Genomic DNA, 16,375 nt, shown 5'->3' on the forward strand with positions numbered 1-16,375 from the left:
TCATGGCTTGCGAACCCGACCACCGGCCCTCCTGGCGCCAGCTCAGCATCACCTTCACCCAGCCCCGCACCGCCGAGCAGCACTTCCTCGCCCACCTCGGCCCCGCAATCGCCGACGCCGAGACCCAAGGCCTGATCACCGCGTGGTTCTTCATCCGCAAACACCAGTGGCGCATGCGCTGCCTCCCCGCCGAACACGCCTCACCCGCTGCTGTCACGGCCGCCCTCCGCGACACCGCCCACCGCCTCCGCGACAAGGGAATCGCCCGCTGCACCGAGGCCGTCTACGAACCCGAGACCCACGCCTTCGGCGGCGACGAAGCCATGCACACCGCCCACCACCTGTTCCACGCCGACAGCCGCGGCATCCTCACCCACCTCACCTCTGACGGCGCAGGCCACACGAGCGGGCGGCGCCGCGAACTGTCCCTGCTGCTGTGCACCGCCCTCCTGCGCGCCGCTGGACTCGACCGCTACGAACAAGGCGACGTCTGGGCCAGGGTCGCCGCCCACCGACCGAACACGACCCCCGCCCCACCGCAGCAGCGCAACAGCCTCACCGCCGCAGTGCACCGGCTCACCACCGTTGACACCGCATCAGGAACCCTCCTGCGCACCGGAGCCCTCGCCTCCGCCGACGACTGGCTCACCGCCTTCGAACACACCGGCCGCACCCTGAAAAGCCTCGCCGACAACGGCCACCTGGCCCGCGGCCTGCGCGCCGTGGCCACCCACCACGTCCTCTTCCACTGGAACCGACTCGGCCTGCCCGCAACCACCCAAGCCAACCTCGCCCACGCCGCCACCGACACCGCCTTCGCCGACCCGCGCGACCCTCGCCAGTAACTACCGCCCGCACTACCGATCCATGAGGAAGCACCGTGACCCACGCCCCGATCAACGCCACCGACCCTGCAGCGGACGACCCGGCGCAGGGCCTGCGCCATGACCTGGTCGCCTCGCTTCAAGAGGAAGGCTGGGTCCACGACCCGCGGGTCGCCGAGGCACTCGCGGCAGTGCCACGCCACCGGTTCGTCCCCGACGCCGCCCTGGAGACCGCCTACGCCAGGGAGACCGTCTCCATCAAGGACGACTCCGCAGGCGCCTCGCTGAGCTGCGCCTCGAAACCGGCGATCGTGGCGATGATGCTGCACCAGGCCGACCTCGCTCCCGGCCAGCGCGTGCTGGAACTGGGCGCGGGCAGCGGCTACAACGCCGCGCTCCTCAGCCACCTGACCGCGCCGGGCGGGCAGGTCACCACCATCGATGTCGACCCCGACCTGGCCGAGCACGCCCGCACCCACCTCGCCGACGCCGGCTACGGCCACGTGCGTGTGCTCTGCGGTGACGGCGCCTCCGGGCACCCGGACGGCGGCCCCTTCGACCGCATCGTGGCCACCGTGGGCGCCTTCGACGTCCCACCGGCATGGCTCGACCAGCTCACACCGTCCGGACGGCTGGTCGTGCCGGTGCGCCTGGCCGGAGACGCCTCCCGCTCCATAGCCCTCACCCCGGCCGAGGGCTACTGGCGCGGGGTGGACGTGCAGATGTGCACCTTCATGCCGCTGCGCCATAGCAGTGCCGCCGATCCCCGCCGCGTGCTCGACCTCACCGGCGACGACGCGGTCACGTTGTGGGCCAACCAGGACCAGGACATCCAGCCCGAGTCCGTGCGCGACATCTTCACCGACAAGCGCACCACGACCTGGACCGGGGTGGTCTTCGGTAACAACGAGTCCTTCGGCGACCTCTGGCTCTGGCTGGCCCTCACCCTGGACAACTCCCTGTCGCGGATGCCGGTCGCTGGCGCCGCCACCGAGGCCGGCGGCGTCGAGCCGATGCTGCGCTGGGGCTCGATGGCCACCACCGCCCCGTCCGGCCAGCGCGGTCTGGCCTACATGACCCTGCGCCCGACCGGCGACAGGCACGAACTCGGCGTCATCGGCCACGGAGCCCAAGGAGCAGCGCTCGCCGAGCGCATGGCCCGCGAAATCACCCACTGGAGCCAGCACTACCGCACCCGCGAGCCCACCGTCGACCTCCACCCCCGACCCCACCTCCCGCCAGAGCCCGAACCCGGCCGCTTCATCCTGACCCGCCCCAGCGCCCACCTCGTAGTCACCTGGCGGCAGCAGCCGCCGCTGTAGGACAACCTCCGGTAGCGCGCCAGCGCGGCGAACAGCAGGAAATAGTCGAATCGGAGGCGCTAGGTTGGCCGGCGTGCGTACACCCACGGGATCGGCGCAGACCCGGCTGATCGTGCTTCGCGGGAACTCGGCCGCAGGCAAGTCCAGCGTGGCCGCGGCCATCCGGGCCCGCTACGGCCGCGGCCTGGCCATCGTGGGCCAGGACACCGTGCGCCGCCAGGTGCTCAAGGAGAAGGACGTTGCCGGCGGGGTGAACATCGGCCTGCTCGACACGATGACCCGCTACTGCCTGGACTGCGGCCACCACGTCATCGTCGAGGGCATCCTGCACTCCGAGCGCTACGGGGAGATGCTTACCCGCCTGTACCGCGACCACCGAGGCGGCACCCTGTGCGTCTACCTCGACATCCCCTGGCAGGAGACCCTGGCGCCACGCCCACCAGCCCCAGGCCCGGGAGTTCGGCCAGGCCGAGATGCGCCAGTGGTACCGGCCGCGCGACCTGCTGCCCGGAGGGGTGGAGGCGCTCATCGACGAGAGCAGCACCATCGCCCAGACCGTGGAGTTCATCCTGGCCAAGGCCGACCTGCTGTAGAGGTTCCAGCACCGAGCCCTATGGACGGTGCATGAATGCGTCGAAGCCGGCCGCGAACTCCGCGTAGGGCACCGAGTGGTGCACCGCCTGGTCGCGCACCCGGTTGGCCTCGACAATTATGACCGGGTCCTCGTTGAGCTGCGCGCAGACGAACTCGCCCTCGGGGGTGTAGTGCATCTCCAGCAGCCGCACCGAGTCGAACAGCCAGTAGTCCCGCCGGGGCACCCCCTCGGGCCAGGTGCCTTCGGTGACCGAGAGGACGCGGACGTCCTCTCCCGCCATCGTGCTGTAGGCGTAGCCCCAGGCGCATTCATAGCGCAGGTAGTCGCTCAACGGCTCGGTGACCACACGCACCCGCTGGTAGCGCTTGCCCTGGGCGATTCGTCCGGAGACCTCGGCGAGCCAGCCCTGGGTCATGTCCCAGACCTCAGCCGGCTGGTCGGCCCCGGCCAGAAACGCCTCAAGTTCTGCGGCCTCTTCCGGGGCACGGTAGACCTGCAGCGTCTCCAGCCGGAAAGCGGTGTACTCGAACCCCAGGAACAGCCGGTCGACGCCCTCCTCCTCCAGCGAGTAGAAGGTCTCACCCACGACGGTCTCCGTTCCGCAGCGTCCTGGAAAAGGCGTTGACGCGCGGAGCCTATCGCCGAGCCGTGCGATGGTGTCGCGATAAGCCGCAACCAACCCTTTCGGGTGACTCGGCGGCGCGCATCGAGGTTGGCGGGTAGGAGTCGATGTCAGCCAGACACGTCGGTGCGGCGGTACCGCTCGTACACCACGCGCGAGGCGAACGTCCGGCTCTCCACGAGTTCAAGCGGAATGGCATCGGCAACCGGCGGGAACAACGGTGTGCCTCCACCGACGATGATCGGGGAGCGGAAGATCCGGAACTCATCGACGAGCCCGAGTTCGATCGCCTGCCCGGCCAGGGTGGCGCCGCCGATCTCCACATCCCTGTCGGTCGAAGTGAGCATCGCGGCCACCTCCTCGGCCACCGACCCCTCGGCGAGCCGGGCGTTGCCCTCGACCCGGTCGAGCGTGTGGCTGAACACGACCTTCGGCAGCGCCGACCATACGTCGGCGAACGCGGCACCGAGCTCGCTGTCACGCATCGATGGTTCGGTCTCCCACACAAGCATCGTCTCGTAAAGGCGACGGCCGCACAGACAGCCGCCGAGTTCCCCCACCCGAGCCAGATGGAAGCCGAACAGCTCATCATCGGGAGCCGTCCAGTCGAACGAACCGGTGCGGTCGGCGATGAAGCCATCCACCGAGACACCCATCGATACGAGCAGCATGGTCGAGTCCCTTCCCACGACGACGGCCGATCAGAGCGCCGCCAGCGGAATCTCTCGGTACGCCACGGGCAGATCCGACAACCCCGACCAAACGTCCGCCCCGGGGATCCACGCGAGGTGGCTGCGCTCCTCGCTTCTAGGCGGCGAGTCCACCGCCATCCTCGCCGACCACCCGGCCCCGCCGCCGCAGAACTCACCGAGTACCTGTGTCAGCAGATCCGCAATTGGGCGCCCGGTCGGGACCGCGAGTGGCCCACGCTGACTATCTACCCCGCCCGGAACTCCCGACAGCACGCTGGCGGGAACTGCCGTCGACGAGACCCACAGCCGATTTATGCTCACCTATCAGGACCGAGCGCCGGGTACCGGATGACGACGACCCTCTACCGTGCGGATCTGGGATTCGTGGGAGGTCAGCGAGCTGCTGCGTATCCCGGTTCACGGGGTAGCCCACGCGGTGACGTGCATTGGCCGTTGCCTGTTCGTGGGGAGGGATGCCGGCCTGCTGGCGATCGATATCCTCATCTGACTGGCCGCAAGTGTTGTGCGCTCGGATTTGAGTGCCCAGTAGCTCTCCACTACCGGAGCCGAGCCTGTCAAGAGTGCACGGTTCCACTGCGCAGCGCGCCAGAGTTTTCGAGGGCCAAAACCCTGCCTGTGAGGGCGGGACGGGATACGTGCTCTTACAGATCGAACTCTCCAGCCTTGGCGCCCGCGATGAACTTACGGAAGTTCTCCAGGGGTGTAAGCACGACAGGGGCAGAGGAGTCCTCAGGGTCGTTGGCTTCGATGATGCCGACCACGTCATCGACGCGGGCCACGAACACGCAGTCACCATTTGGGCCGCTGAAGGTGGACTTGGTCCATGTTCCGCTGGCGTGGGCGCGGAATTCGTCCGGTGACATCATGAGTCTGCTTCCTTTTCTAGGTCCTTCGCGATCTTCGCTAGGAAATCGCTTGTGGCGGCCGTTCCCAGGGCGGCGGCGCGCAGTTTGTTGAAGCGCGCACCGTACTCGATCAGGTCGTCTTTGGTGTCGAGGAACAGGTTGGCGCCTTGGCCCTCCAGGTGCACGGTGGACAGCAGGTCGTCATCCAGGCGCAATATAACGAAGGACGAGAGCACCATTCCGGCGTGGGTGCCCACGCTGAACGGGAGCACCTGCAGCGTCACGCGGTGGTGCTCTGCCATCTCGACCAGGTGGTGTAGCTGGTGGGCCATCACTGTGGGGCCGCCGACCGCAGGTCGGATCGCGGCTTCGGAGATGATCGCCCACAGGTGTGGCCCGTTCTCGTTGGCGCGCCACCGCTCTTGGCGTTGGGCGCGGATGCGCATGTGGTGCTCGACCATCTCGGGTGGCCGATCGGAGTTGTCGGCCCGAAAAATCGCGCGCGCATAGTCCTCGGTCTGCAGCAGGCCGGGTACCAGTTGCGATTGCCACGTGCGGATGTTGGTGGCGGCCTCTTCCAAAGCCATGAAGGTGCCGTAGTATTCGGCGACGTCGAGGCTTTGCCACCAGCCCGGGACCTTGGCTTCCTTGCGTAGCTCCACCATCCGGTCCCAGGTTTCCTGGTCGACCTCGTAGTGCTCCAGTAGTCGCTCCAAGGCCAGTTGTCCGGGTACCGCGCCACCTTCGCCGGGGTTTTCCCATCGGCTCAGGCTGCTCGCCGCGGTACGGACCGCCTTGACGACCTCGTTGAAACTGCGGTCGCCGCGCAGCGCTCGCAAGCGCTTGGCCAGTTCCCACCGGGCCACGGTCGGCCGCTCTGTGCTGCTCATGGTTCCACCCTGTCGGATCGTCTCCTGGTCACAACGGGCAGCTTAGAGCACGGTCCCACCAGGAAGTGCCCATATGAGTAGATCCTAAAGGATGCATCCAAATGGAAACTTGCATATGGAGTTGCCCACTGGCACGCTGGGCTTCTAGAGACAGCCCTACGAGACACACCGTTGTGGGTGATCAAGATGTCGGTCCAGGCGATACAACGCCTACGCCGCCACGTTTCCGGAGACTCCCATGAACTCGCTGCGCTGCGGCGATGGCTGCGCAGCGAACTCGACTACGCCCCAGAGCTCATACAGGTCGCTGCCGAACAGGCCCTCGCTGAGGCAGCGGGCAACGCGATCAAACACACGCACTCCGGTGAGCCCGGCGGCTCCTACGAAGTCATCGTGACCTGCTACCCCGCGTTTCTACGAGGCCTGGTCATCGACGAAGGACCCAAAGCGCCTGTCCCTGCACCTACTCCCGCGACAGCGGACCCGATGGACGAGCACGGGCGCGGCTTCTGCATCATTGACGCGTTCTGCGAGCACTGGGAGTTCATCCCCCGCCCCAGCGGCTCCTTGACCTGGTTCGAACTCGTCTGGGAAAAATCCGCCCCCCGACCCGCTAAGCCCCTGTCCCTCACCGGCTAACGGCCAGAAGACCCAAACCACGCGCAAACGGGTCGGTCCGCGTCGGCAACACCAATCGCGTGCGCGCCTCACTGTCACGTGAGTGGATAAACCCGGCTGTGTGGCCCATTCCGGAACCTCAATGCGCCTGGACAACACCTGGGCATCCAAGGGCGGCTTCGAAACCAAAACCGCCGCGCTGAACTGGGGACAGGAGCAGGAGGCCCACGTCCGCGCCGGAACCTGGATCGACCCCAAGGAGCAGGAGATCACCTTCGGGGAGTTCGCCGCCCAGTGGTGGGCACAGGCCCGCCTGGCCGACAACACCGCGGCCAAGTACCGCTCCTACCTGGATACCCACATCCTGCCGGCCTGGAAGGACTGGCCGCTGATCGCGATCTTCAACAACCACCTGGAGATCCAAGGCTGGGTCAACCGGCTACACGACGAGTTGGCCGAACCCTCGGTGGCCTCCGTATTCGCATTGTTCTCCACCCTGTGCAACACCGCCGTGCGTGCCCGCCGGATCCCCGCCAACCCCTGCAACGGAGTACGGGTGTCCTCCGGCGGCTACGAGACAGACCGACAGGTCGCCACACCGGTGCAGGTACTGCGGGCGGCCATGCGGCTGCACCACACGTTCGGCCGCGCCGGGTTCGTGCTGTGCCTGCTCAACGCCTACACCGGCGCACGCTGGTCCGAACTGGTCGCACTGGAGCCCCACGAGTACGACGAGGTCAACCACGCCATCCCGGTACGCACCCCACTCCAGGAGACCGCCGGGCGGTTGAAGAAAGCCAAACGGGCGAAAACGCCGGCGGGTAAACGGTGGATCCCGTTGCCCGGCTTTCTCAACGCCCTCTACGTCGACCTCCGCAGCGCGGTCGAACCCGGGGAGCGGTGTTCACCGGCCCTCAGGGTGGGCAGCTGCGGCGCGGGAACTTCCGTGCCCGGTCCTGGCGCCCCGCCTGGGACGGGCAACCCCAGAGCGAGGAGGTGTGGTTGCGGTCACCGATCCTGCCCGGGTTCACCTTCAATGAGGGACGGCACACCCACCGCACGTGGCTGGCCGATGAGGGAATCCCCGAAGTCGGGCGGGCGGCCCGGCTGGGCCACCGGATGCCGGGCATGGCCAACGTCTACGAACACGTCACCGCCGAAACCAAAGCCCGGATCCTGAAGGTGCTCACCCGGCGATGGCAGACCAGCATCACCAGTCTCGATCACACAGAGCAACGAAAACTGGCGTCACTCGTCCCGGAACTCACCCGTGAGCACTACCGTGATGATGCCGCCTGAGGGGCCGACGACCCCTACGAAAAAAAGATGATCTCCCAAAAATCTCCCACGGCAATTTCCGCCTTCCGTGGAGAGATCTGAGAGACCCATCCTGACCTGCGGTGATACTGGTGGGCGATACTGGACTCGAACCAGTGACCTCTACCGTGTCAAGGTAGCGCTCTAACCAACTGAGCTAACCGCCCCTACATGCGGGGTTGGGGTGGAGGCGGAGACGGGAATCGAACCCGTGTACAGGGATTTGCAGTCCCTTGCCTAAGCCACTCGGCCACTCCGCCACGAGACGCGCTCGGACCCTTGAGTGTTGCCCACGCGGCCTCTCCGAGCGGACGACGGGATTCGAACCCGCGACCCTCACCTTGGCAAGGTGATGCTCTACCAGCTGAGCCACGTCCGCCTGTCACGGGCCGGAGGCCCGTGAGTCCTGCACGAGCGGACGACGGGATTCGAACCCGCGACCCTCACCTTGGCAAGGTGATGCTCTACCAGCTGAGCCACGTCCGCTTGGAGGGTGTGGTTGTTCGGGGTCTTCCGAAGGCACCGCCCTCGCTGCGTTTCGAACTCTAACGGATACCGGCGACCGAACGAAATCGAATTCGCTGGTGGCGTGCCAGCGGTTTGTAGCGGACGGGGCGCGAGCAGGTGTGATCGTGGGGGTATACGCCGTGGTGGGGAGCAGAGAGCGGGCTCCCACCAAGGGTGGGCACTGCTCTTCCGGACCCGGTCGTGACTAGTTGTTCAGCGGCCCGGGCGAGTGCGCGGAGGTGTCCGGGCGCGGCGGGGCCGACAGGTACTGGCCCACCCGCTCGATCACCTTGTTCATCTCGTAGGCCACCAGGCCGACATCGCTATCGGTGTCAGAGAGCAGCGCCATGCACGCGCCCTCCCCAGCGGCGGCGACGAACAGGAAGGCGTCGTCCATCTCGATGATGCTCTGCCGGACGTTCCCAGCCGCGAACTGTTTGCCGGCGCCCGCGGCGAGGCTGTGTAACCCGGAAGCGATGGCGGACAGGTGCTCCGCGGTCGACCGCTCCAGATGGCTGGAGGAAGCCATCAGAAGTCCGTCCGTAGAGAGCACGACGGCATGGCGCGTGCCTTTCGCGCGAGTAAGGAGGTCGTCGAGCAACCAGCTCAGTTCGGAGGGGGCGGTACTCGGTGAGGTCATGGCTCTCTTGCTCTGTTGTGGTCCGGAGGTGGATCGTAAGTTGCGCCGTCAGGGCACACCGACGCGCGCGAGTTCCTCGGGGGCCCGCAAGCGTTGCCCAGATGATAGCTATTCGTGACCCGTGTGTCCGGTTTCTGGCGTGCTGACGGGGTGGTGATTTGCCGGTCGGTTGGCGGAGCGGCCTGGGCGGTTACGGTACCCACTTGTCCCGTTATCTATACGTAACCGGCCGGTGGTGGTCACGGGGATTGCGTGAGTGACATCACCCGCCGTATGGGGCTCCGATTCCGCAGCGCAAGAGTGGCAGGATCGAAGACTGGACATGACTCGAGGGATGAGGAGACATCGGAGCATGCGGGTGTGGATCGCGGGAGCCGGATACGGCGATGGGCAGGTGGTCGAAGCCGAGGATGCGCGCATCTCCGTGCTGGACCACGGGATCACGGTTGGCGATGGGGTGTTCGAGGCGGTCAAGGCCGTGGGGGGCGAGACCTTCGCCCTTACCCGGCACCTGCACCGCCTCGCCCGTTCGGCGCGAGCGCTCGGGCTCGCGGATCCGGATTTCGAGCTGATCCGGCACGGTGTGCGGCAGGCCCTCGACGCCAACCCCGAGACGGGGCCGGCCCGGGTACGCATCACGGTGACCGCGGGACCGGGGCCCCTCGGTTCGGAGCGCGACGCGGGCGAGCAGACGTATGTCGTCGCGGTCGGCCCCTTGCCGGCTGTCGACCCGCGCGTGGACGTCGCGGTGATGCCGTGGACCCGCAACGAGAATGGCGGGCTCACCGGGGTGAAGTCGACGTCGTACGCCGAGAACGTGCGCTCCCTGGCCTACGCCGCCGAGCGCGGGGCGGGTGAGGCGATCTTCGCCAACACCTCGGGGAACCTGTGCGAGGGCACGGGCAGCAACATCTTCGTGGTGCTCGACGGCCGACTGGTCACGCCTCCGCTGTCAGCGGGGCCTCTGGCCGGCATCACCCGGGAACTGGTCCTGGAATGGGCCGGCGGTGAGGAGAGCGACGTCCCCATGGCACGGCTGGCGGAGGTCTCGGAGGCGTTCCTCGCTTCGACCGGGCGTGACGTCCAGCCGATCCGCGCGATCGACGGCCGGGTCCTGCCGGAGTCTCCGGGGCCGGTCACCCGGAAGGCGAGCGAGGTGCTCACACAACGTTCGGCGGCCGACCTGGATCCCTGATCCGAGGCGGTGCTGCGGTGCGGCGGCGGCCGGGCCGCGGGGCGCGGCCGCGGTGTGGATGCGAACGCTGCTGCCCTGCCGATGCGCCGCGGAATTCGCGCTGCGCTACCTCGGTGAACGGGTTTGCGGCCCGTTCCGGTGGGTACACCACATTCAGGTCTGTGGCCGTGATCAGCTGAATCTGGGCATGAGTGGGCCCGGGGTCAGCGTTGCGGTGCCCCTCAGCGCTTGGTGCCCCTCAGTGCTGCAGGTGCTGCTCGATCTCGGCGTCCAGGTCGACGTACTCGTCCTCCTGGCCCGCCGGCACGATCTCGTAGGTCCTGTGCAGGAACTCGGCCAGCGGTGAGACCGGCGCGTCGAAGTGTGCCTGCCCGAACGGCGACGAAAGCGTGATGTTGATCACCCGCTCGCCCTCGCTTGAGCCGGGCCACACTCGCACGTCTCCCTCGCCGGCGGGGCGCACGATGCCCACGGTCAGCAGCTCCCGGGCGAAGATCCACTCGACGGGGTCGTCCTCGCCTGTGTGGAACGCCACGCTGATGGCGTACGGGTCGCTCGCCGCGTAGTCGAGCCGTGCGACCAAGGGGACCGCGGTGCGGTCGGGGACCACGAGCCGAAGGCCGACTTCGGTGGTGGCGGTGATGCCGCTGCTGTTCATGTTCGCCATACCTCTTCTCGTCCGCGCGGCGGCGGGATGTGTGCTTTGGCCGCTCCGACGCGGTCGGCCGCGACTTGTGACGCGACCGGGCTGTACCTGGTCGGTGGATCACCAAGGGATGGGGCGCGGTGTCGCGACTTCCCGGATCCTCCGTCACTGTAATGAGCTGCGGAAACCAGTAATTTCCGGATGATGTGTGTGCCCGGTCACCCGCCTGTCGGTGAGGGTGGCGCCCGAGCCCGAGCGGTCGCGCGAAGGGCCACCGTAGAAGGGGATTCACGTTTTGCGTGAGCGTGAACGGAACCTGTACCACTATGGTGTGATGTCCATCACATCCGGTTGGTTCGCTCGGCGGGCGCGAGTGCGTCACCCACCCCGCCAAATGCGCTACAGTCTTAGGTGTTCGTCCCGCCGGGCTTGGTGGGGCGTCCGGGAGGGCGATTAGCTCAGACGGCTAGAGCGCGTCGTTCACACCGACGAGGTCACTGGTTCGAGTCCAGTATCGCCCACAGCACAGCGCCCGGTTCCGGTTATTCCGGAACCGGGCGCTTTTGTTTGCCGGCGCGCCGCCTCGGTATCGACCGAAACAGTCCGATTGGTGGCGGTTCCGGGATGGCGCATGCCACCCCCGGCCGCGCCGCCCGTTATTCGTTGGCGGTGACTTTCTTACGGGCACGCCGGCGCCGCCGGGACTCCAGGGCGAGCTCCTTGGCCCGGTGCGCCCAGTCGCGGGCGAACCGCAGCACCCCTCGTGCCCATGCGAACTCGGTCGCCAGAATGGCCAGGCCGAGGAGGATCGAGGCCAGGCCCGGCCCAGGCGCCACCGACATGACCAGGCCGGCCAGCAGGATCGTGCCGCCCGTAAGCCCCACAGCGATGCGCCATGTCCAGTGCAGTACCGGATGGGCGCGCATGCGGCGGCGCCAGATCCGCATTCGGGCGCGGAGACGCCGCCACCGCCGAACGCGGGTTGAAGGAGCTGACTCGGGTGGGGGTGCCGCCGGATCCGGTTGGCCGGAAACTGGGCTCGGTGACATACGTCCAGGGTATCGGTCGGGTGACGTGTTGGTATCGGGATGGCTGCTGGCGGCGTTGGTGGTCAGCCGATCGTCATTGCCGCCACGCAACGCGGCTCCGGGGGCCCTCATTGGCGGCTCCCTGTCGCGGTATCGACGTCATAGCCGTAGACCCAGTCGGATTTGGCGTGCTCCGTCCTGGTGATAATCGCCTCGTACTGATCGGGGTCCGCGCCGGACTCGCTGAGTGAGTACGTGAGGTCGCGCGACAACGAGTGGATGCGCTGGGTCCGCTCGCGGCGCAACGCCGCGTACTGAGCCAGTGCCTGGTCCACCGTGAAAGCGGTGGCCGTGCGAAGGCAGGACGCCAGCACGATGGCGTCCTCGACGGCCTGGTTGGCGCCCTGCGCGAAGAAGGGGAGCATCGGGTGCGCGGCGTCCCCCATGAGCGCGATCCGGCCGCGGTGCCAGTTCCGCACCGGTTCGCGGTCGCCGAGGATCCACGTGCCGATCCACTCCGCCGCGGAGATCACCGTGTGGACCTCGGGACTCCAGCCGTCGAACGCCCGCTTGAGGTCGCTGATGCGTCCCTGGGAGCTCCACGACTCGGGATGGTCGATGTCGGCCGGCACGGAGGCGTTGAAGCTGAGCCTGGTTCCGCCGGACACCGGGTAGCAGGAGAAGTGGGCGTCGGTGCCCATCCAGATCCGGACGCGCGGCTCGGCGGCGAACTCCGGGACTCGTTCGATGGGCAGCAGGCCGCGGTAGAGGACCCGGTTGGCGAAGCCGTGCTGTTCGGTGTTGAGCATCCCGCGGATCATCGAGTGGATGCCGTCGGCCCCGATCGCGACGTCGCCGGTTATCTCCTGGCCGTCGGAGCAGCGCAGGGTGACGCCGTCGCTGCTTTCCAGGATGCTGGTGACGTAGCGGCCGCGCCGGACGGAACCGGAGGGGGCGGAGTCGCGGAGGATCCGGTGCAGGTCGGAGCGCAGCAGCGTGTACAGGGGGACCCCGTAGTGGCGTTCGTACTCGGCACCCATGGGCGTGGAGTGCACCAGAGTGCCGTCATCCCACCGGAGGATGTCCTGGCCCTCCGGGCGCACCGCGACACTCTCCAGCGCCTTGTCGAGCCCCAGCCGCCGCAGAGGACGCGCGGCGTTCGGCGAGAGCTGCAGGCCCGCCCCCACGGGCTGGGCCTCGGTGCTCTGGTCGAGCAGCACGGTTCTGGCGCCCGTACGGGCGAGCGCGGTCGCGAGCGTGAGTCCGGCGATTCCCGCCCCTACGATGACGATCCGCATAGTTCCCCTGCGCCTCGAAGGCTGTGGGCTCCCGAAGCCCTTGTGGGCTGCATACCCCCGGGATCTCCGGCGAAGCCCGGTTCGTCTCCCTCTCACATCATTCGATACCAGGTGTGAGGTCACGGTTAAGGCACCTGGCATTACGTTTCCGTGGCTATGTGTAGGGGACAGGTCAGTGCCGCGCCGTGGTATTCGCGGATGAGGGGACGGCCGCAAGCCGATAGCATCGGTGTCGGGGCGGCGGATCCGGGCCGCAGCGGCCGGCGCCACCTTCCGCAAGGCCGGTTGCCGCCCTGAGTCGGTTGCCTGTCGCGAACCGGCGCCCGTACTGCCCAACTCACCTGAGGAGACACCGTGTCTGCCGAGCATGTCCTGCGCATCACCCTCGCCGGAGCCGAGCGTGTGGTTGCGGACGGGACGACGGCTGGTCAGGCATTGGGCGCCGACGGTCGAACCGTGATCGCCGCGCGCGTCAACGGCGAGCCGCGCGACCTCGCCTGTGAGGTCGCCGACGGCGACGAGATCGAGCCGATCACCATCGACTCCGGCGAGGGCCGGGCCATCCTGCGGCACTCCACCGCCCACGTGCTGGCCCAGGCCGTGCAGGAGCTGTTCCCTGAGGCCCGGCTGGGCATCGGCCCGCCGGTCGACAACGGCTTCTACTACGACTTCGATGTCGCCGAGCCGTTCACCCCGAGCGACCTCAAGCGCATCGAGAAGCGCATGCAGGAGATCGTGAAGCAGGGGCAGCGCTTCGACCGCCGCGTCGTCTCCGAGAGCGACGCCCGCGCGGAACTGTCCACCGAGCCCTATAAGCTTGAGCTGATCGGTCTGAAGGGCGAGGCCGGTGCGGGCGAGGCCGCAGAGGGAGCGGGCGTCGAGGTCGGCGCCGGCGAGCTCACCATCTACGACAACGTGCACCCGCGCACCGGCGAGCTGTGCTGGAAGGACCTGTGCCGCGGCCCGCACCTGCCCACCACGCGGGTGGTTCCGGCGTTCAAGCTCATGCGCAGCGCGGCGGCGTACTGGCGCGGCAGCGAGGTCAACCCGCAGCTGCAGCGCATCTACGGCACCGCGTGGGAGAGCAAGGACGCCCTCAAGGACTACCTGGCGTTCCTTGAGGAGGCCGAGAAGCGCGACCACCGCAAGCTCGGGGCGGAGCTCGACCTGTTCTCGTTCCCCGAGGAGCTGGGGTCGGGCCTTCCGGTGTTCCACCCCAAGGGCGGCGTGATCCGCGCGGAGATGGAGAACTACTCCCGGCGGCGGCACGAGGAGGCGGGGTACTCGTTCGTCAACACCCCGCACATTTCGAAGGCGAAGCTCTTCGAGACCTCTGGCCACCTGCCGAACTACAGCGAGGCCATGTTCCCGCCCATGGAGTTCGAGGGCCAGGACTACTACCTCAAGGCCATGAACTGCCCGATGCACAACCTGGTCTTCCGCTCGCGGGGGCGGTCCTACCGCGAGCTGCCGCTGCGGATGTTCGAGTTCGGCACGGTGTACCGCTACGAGAAGTCCGGTGTGGTGCACGGCCTCACCCGGGCCCGGGGCTTCACCCAGGACGACTCGCACATCTACTGCGCCAAGGAGCAGACACCCGCTGAGCTCGACAGCCTGCTGACCTTCGTGCTCGACCTGCTGCGCGACTACGGGCTGAGCGACTTCTACCTGGAGCTGTCCACCCGCGGCGAGTCCGAGAAGTTCATGGGCGAGCCCGAGGAGTGGGAGGAGGCCACCGAGTCCCTGCGGCAGGCCGCCGAGAAGCAGGACCTGGAGCTGGTGCTCGACCCCGGCGGCGGGGCGTACTACGGCCCGAAGATCTCGGTGCAGGCCCGGGATGCCATCGGCCGCACCTGGCAGATGTCGACGATCCAGGTCGACCTCCAGATGCCCAAGCGCTTCGAGCTGGAGTACACGGCATCCGACGGCAGCCGGCAACGTCCGGTGATGATCCACCGCGCGCTGTTCGGGTCGATCGAGCGGTTCTTCGGGGTGTTGCTGGAGCACTACGCGGGCGCGTTCCCGGCGTGGCTGGCTCCGGTGCAGGCGGTGGGGATCCCGATCGCCGACGAGCACGCGGGCTACCTGGAAAGCGTCGCGGAGCGGCTGCGCGGCGAGGGGATCCGGGTCGAGGTGGATTCCTCGGACGACCGCATGCAGAAGAAGATCCGCAACGCCCAGCGGCAGAAGATCCCGTTCATGCTGCTCGCCGGCGACGACGACGTCAGCAAGGACGCGGTCTCGTTCCGCTACCGCGACGGCTCGCAGAACAACGGTGTAGCCGTGGACGACGCCGTCGCCGAGATCGTCGCCGCGGTCCGCGAGCGGCGCTAGCGCTAGGGAACGCTTCGTTTCGGGGCAGCAGCGGGCAGCCGGCCGCCGGGACTGGACTCCCTTCGGGCCGTTGCCTGATCGGGGTCCAGGGGGCGGCTGAGCGACACGTACGCCGTTTCGCGGCCAGCCCCGGGGCCGGCCTCTACTGGTGGCGCGAATCGGCGCGGCAGGCGTCTCTGGCGGCCGCGAGCCCGGAATGCGGCACAGCCGGAGGAGCGCCTCGCGCCGGGACCGGTTCGTGGCGCGGGGCGCCCACTGTCACGCGGTCGTTTCCCACGCCGGGGCGGGCACGCGTTCCAGGACATCGATGAGGAAGTCGGCGTCCGCGGGGATGTTGTCGGCGTCGAGGGGGCCCCTGCGCCAGGTGACCAGGTAGCTCCCGTCGAAGCGGATGCCGACCTGGCGGGCGCGTCCGTCGGCGAGCAACCACTCCGTCATGTCTTTGTTGAGGACATGACGGGCGAACTGGTCGTTGCTGGTGCGGATCCGGAAGGTGGAGTTGAACCGCTCGTTGGAGAGTTGCAGGTCGTGCACGCCGACGAGGCCCAGGAGCTTATGCCCGAAGTGCTCCCGGGTCACCTCCAGAAACGGCCGCGGTGTCGGGATCGGGACCGCGACGACCTCGTGGAAGGTCGTGCTGGAGTTGTTCCGCCCACCGCTCGTGGTGTAGCTGTGCTCGAACGCGAGGACCTCGTGCCCGCGGTGCGTCCCGGTGAGCACGTGCTGGACTCGCCTCCTGCGCCCGCGGCCGAACGGGTAGCCGGAGAACCGCTCGGCCAGGTCGGGACGCCAGTGCTCGTAGTGCCACCCTTGCTGGTTGGCCCACTCGCGCAGCGCCGCGACTCGCTTGCGGTGCCACCACTTGGATACACCCAGCACGGCACCAGCGAACGCGACGACGATGAGGACTAGTGTCAGCAGAGTCATTACCTCGTCCATCTGGGGACCTCTCAGCACAGGTGGCTGTGGGGCGGTCGACGC

Annotated in this window: 15 protein-coding genes and 5 tRNA genes; 7 read left to right on the forward strand and 13 right to left on the reverse strand. The window is 67.9% G+C overall.

Going from position 1 to position 16,375, the window contains the following annotated elements:
• Positions 1-2: 2 nt before the first annotated feature.
• Positions 3-845 (forward strand): thiopeptide-type bacteriocin biosynthesis protein, encoded by an 843-nt coding sequence (locus F4561_RS07420; RefSeq protein ID WP_184576050.1) that lies wholly within the window; start codon positions 3-5, stop codon positions 843-845.
• A gap of 35 nt (positions 846-880) precedes the next feature.
• Positions 881-2,146: a methyltransferase, FxLD system gene (gene fxlM, locus F4561_RS07425; RefSeq protein WP_184576052.1), complete on the forward strand. Its 1,266-nt coding sequence runs from the start codon at positions 881-883 to the stop codon at positions 2,144-2,146.
• A gap of 611 nt (positions 2,147-2,757) precedes the next feature.
• Here the strand turns inward: fxlM and F4561_RS07435 are convergent.
• The 4 genes from F4561_RS07435 to F4561_RS07450 form a co-directional block, all read right to left on the reverse strand.
• Positions 2,758-3,327 carry a DUF6879 family protein gene (locus F4561_RS07435; RefSeq protein WP_184576054.1) on the reverse strand — a complete coding sequence of 190 codons (570 nt, stop codon included), beginning with the start codon at positions 3,325-3,327 and terminating at the stop codon, positions 2,758-2,760.
• A gap of 146 nt (positions 3,328-3,473) precedes the next feature.
• Positions 3,474-4,034, reverse strand: coding sequence for a dihydrofolate reductase family protein (locus F4561_RS07440; protein WP_184576056.1), 561 nt, complete (start codon positions 4,032-4,034; stop codon positions 3,474-3,476).
• A gap of 683 nt (positions 4,035-4,717) precedes the next feature.
• Positions 4,718-4,939 (reverse strand): DUF397 domain-containing protein, encoded by a 222-nt coding sequence (locus tag F4561_RS07445; RefSeq protein ID WP_184576058.1) that lies wholly within the window; start codon positions 4,937-4,939, stop codon positions 4,718-4,720.
• Positions 4,939-5,811, reverse strand: a complete 873-nt coding sequence (locus F4561_RS07450; protein ID WP_184576059.1) for a helix-turn-helix domain-containing protein — start codon at positions 5,809-5,811, stop codon at positions 4,939-4,941. The genes F4561_RS07445 and F4561_RS07450 overlap by 1 nt, the downstream gene beginning before the upstream one ends.
• Positions 5,812-5,997: 186 nt before the next feature.
• On the opposite strand from F4561_RS07450, the gene F4561_RS07455 reads away from it, so the two are divergent.
• Both F4561_RS07455 and F4561_RS07460 read left to right on the forward strand, forming a co-directional pair.
• Complete coding sequence (locus F4561_RS07455; protein WP_246437462.1) at positions 5,998-6,450, forward strand: ATP-binding protein; 453 nt, start codon at positions 5,998-6,000, stop codon at positions 6,448-6,450.
• Positions 6,451-6,550: 100 nt separating this feature from the next.
• Complete coding sequence (locus F4561_RS07460) at positions 6,551-7,609, forward strand: tyrosine-type recombinase/integrase (RefSeq protein WP_184576063.1); 1,059 nt, start codon at positions 6,551-6,553, stop codon at positions 7,607-7,609.
• A 227-nt stretch (positions 7,610-7,836) separates the two neighbouring features.
• Here the strand turns inward: F4561_RS07460 and F4561_RS07465 are convergent.
• From F4561_RS07465 to F4561_RS07485, 5 genes are all read right to left on the reverse strand, one after another.
• Positions 7,837-7,913, reverse strand: a tRNA-Val gene (locus F4561_RS07465).
• 18 nt (positions 7,914-7,931) lie between these two features.
• Positions 7,932-8,006, reverse strand: a tRNA-Cys gene (locus F4561_RS07470).
• Between the two features lie 46 nt (positions 8,007-8,052).
• Positions 8,053-8,125, reverse strand: a tRNA-Gly gene (locus F4561_RS07475).
• A gap of 34 nt (positions 8,126-8,159) precedes the next feature.
• Positions 8,160-8,232: transfer RNA gene (locus F4561_RS07480), tRNA-Gly, on the reverse strand.
• Positions 8,233-8,458: 226 nt separating this feature from the next.
• The gene (locus F4561_RS07485; RefSeq protein WP_184576065.1) at positions 8,459-8,893 is read right to left on the reverse strand and encodes a roadblock/LC7 domain-containing protein; all 435 of its coding nucleotides are present in this window, start codon (positions 8,891-8,893) and stop codon (positions 8,459-8,461) included.
• A 352-nt stretch (positions 8,894-9,245) separates the two neighbouring features.
• On the opposite strand from F4561_RS07485, the gene F4561_RS07490 reads away from it, so the two are divergent.
• A complete protein-coding gene (locus F4561_RS07490; protein ID WP_184576067.1) occupies positions 9,246-10,088 on the forward strand; it encodes an aminotransferase class IV in 843 nt (280 codons plus the stop codon).
• Between the two features lie 238 nt (positions 10,089-10,326).
• On the opposite strand, the gene F4561_RS07495 is transcribed toward F4561_RS07490, so the two are convergent.
• Entirely contained in the window at positions 10,327-10,746 is a 420-nt protein-coding gene (locus tag F4561_RS07495; RefSeq protein ID WP_184583329.1) for an SsgA family sporulation/cell division regulator, read from the reverse strand.
• 435 nt (positions 10,747-11,181) lie between these two features.
• On the opposite strand from F4561_RS07495, the gene F4561_RS07500 reads away from it, so the two are divergent.
• Positions 11,182-11,255: transfer RNA gene (locus F4561_RS07500), tRNA-Val, on the forward strand.
• A 135-nt stretch (positions 11,256-11,390) separates the two neighbouring features.
• Here F4561_RS07500 and F4561_RS07505 read toward each other — a convergent pair.
• On the reverse strand, positions 11,391-11,681 hold the full coding sequence (locus tag F4561_RS07505) for a PGPGW domain-containing protein (protein ID WP_246437159.1): 291 nt from the start codon (positions 11,679-11,681) through the stop codon (positions 11,391-11,393).
• Positions 11,682-11,890: 209 nt separating this feature from the next.
• The gene (locus F4561_RS07510) at positions 11,891-13,060 is read right to left on the reverse strand and encodes an FAD-dependent monooxygenase (RefSeq protein WP_184576069.1); all 1,170 of its coding nucleotides are present in this window, start codon (positions 13,058-13,060) and stop codon (positions 11,891-11,893) included.
• 354 nt (positions 13,061-13,414) lie between these two features.
• On the opposite strand from F4561_RS07510, the gene thrS reads away from it, so the two are divergent.
• Positions 13,415-15,394 carry a threonine--tRNA ligase gene (gene thrS, locus F4561_RS07515; protein WP_184576071.1) on the forward strand — a complete coding sequence of 660 codons (1,980 nt, stop codon included), beginning with the start codon at positions 13,415-13,417 and terminating at the stop codon, positions 15,392-15,394.
• Positions 15,395-15,652: 258 nt separating this feature from the next.
• On the opposite strand, the gene F4561_RS07520 is transcribed toward thrS, so the two are convergent.
• Positions 15,653-16,333 carry a hypothetical protein gene (locus tag F4561_RS07520; RefSeq protein WP_184576074.1) on the reverse strand — a complete coding sequence of 227 codons (681 nt, stop codon included), beginning with the start codon at positions 16,331-16,333 and terminating at the stop codon, positions 15,653-15,655.
• Between the last annotated feature and the right edge of the window lie 42 nt (positions 16,334-16,375).

The organism is Lipingzhangella halophila, assembly GCF_014203805.1.
Classification (GTDB): Bacteria; Actinomycetota; Actinomycetes; order Streptosporangiales; family Streptosporangiaceae; genus Lipingzhangella; species Lipingzhangella halophila.

What these genes read in the sequence shown, in the direction of transcription:
- F4561_RS07440 (WP_184576056.1), bottom strand. Translation starts at nt 4,034, where the DNA reads ATGCTGCTCGTATCGATGGGTGTCTCGGTGGATGGCTTCATCGCCGAC.
- F4561_RS07495 (WP_184583329.1), bottom strand. Translation starts at nt 10,746, where the DNA reads ATGAACAGCAGCGGCATCACCGCCACCACCGAAGTCGGCCTTCGGCTC.
- F4561_RS07455 (WP_246437462.1), top strand. Translation starts at nt 5,998, where the DNA reads ATGTCGGTCCAGGCGATACAACGCCTACGCCGCCACGTTTCCGGAGAC.
- F4561_RS07445 (WP_184576058.1), bottom strand. Translation starts at nt 4,939, where the DNA reads ATGTCACCGGACGAATTCCGCGCCCACGCCAGCGGAACATGGACCAAG.
- F4561_RS07450 (WP_184576059.1), bottom strand. Translation starts at nt 5,811, where the DNA reads ATGAGCAGCACAGAGCGGCCGACCGTGGCCCGGTGGGAACTGGCCAAG.
- F4561_RS07420 (WP_184576050.1), top strand. Translation starts at nt 3, where the DNA reads ATGGCTTGCGAACCCGACCACCGGCCCTCCTGGCGCCAGCTCAGCATC.
- F4561_RS07505 (WP_246437159.1), bottom strand. Translation starts at nt 11,681, where the DNA reads ATGCGGATCTGGCGCCGCCGCATGCGCGCCCATCCGGTACTGCACTGG.
- F4561_RS07490 (WP_184576067.1), top strand. Translation starts at nt 9,246, where the DNA reads ATGCGGGTGTGGATCGCGGGAGCCGGATACGGCGATGGGCAGGTGGTC.
- F4561_RS07485 (WP_184576065.1), bottom strand. Translation starts at nt 8,893, where the DNA reads ATGACCTCACCGAGTACCGCCCCCTCCGAACTGAGCTGGTTGCTCGAC.
- F4561_RS07520 (WP_184576074.1), bottom strand. Translation starts at nt 16,333, where the DNA reads ATGGACGAGGTAATGACTCTGCTGACACTAGTCCTCATCGTCGTCGCG.
- F4561_RS07510 (WP_184576069.1), bottom strand. Translation starts at nt 13,060, where the DNA reads ATGCGGATCGTCATCGTAGGGGCGGGAATCGCCGGACTCACGCTCGCG.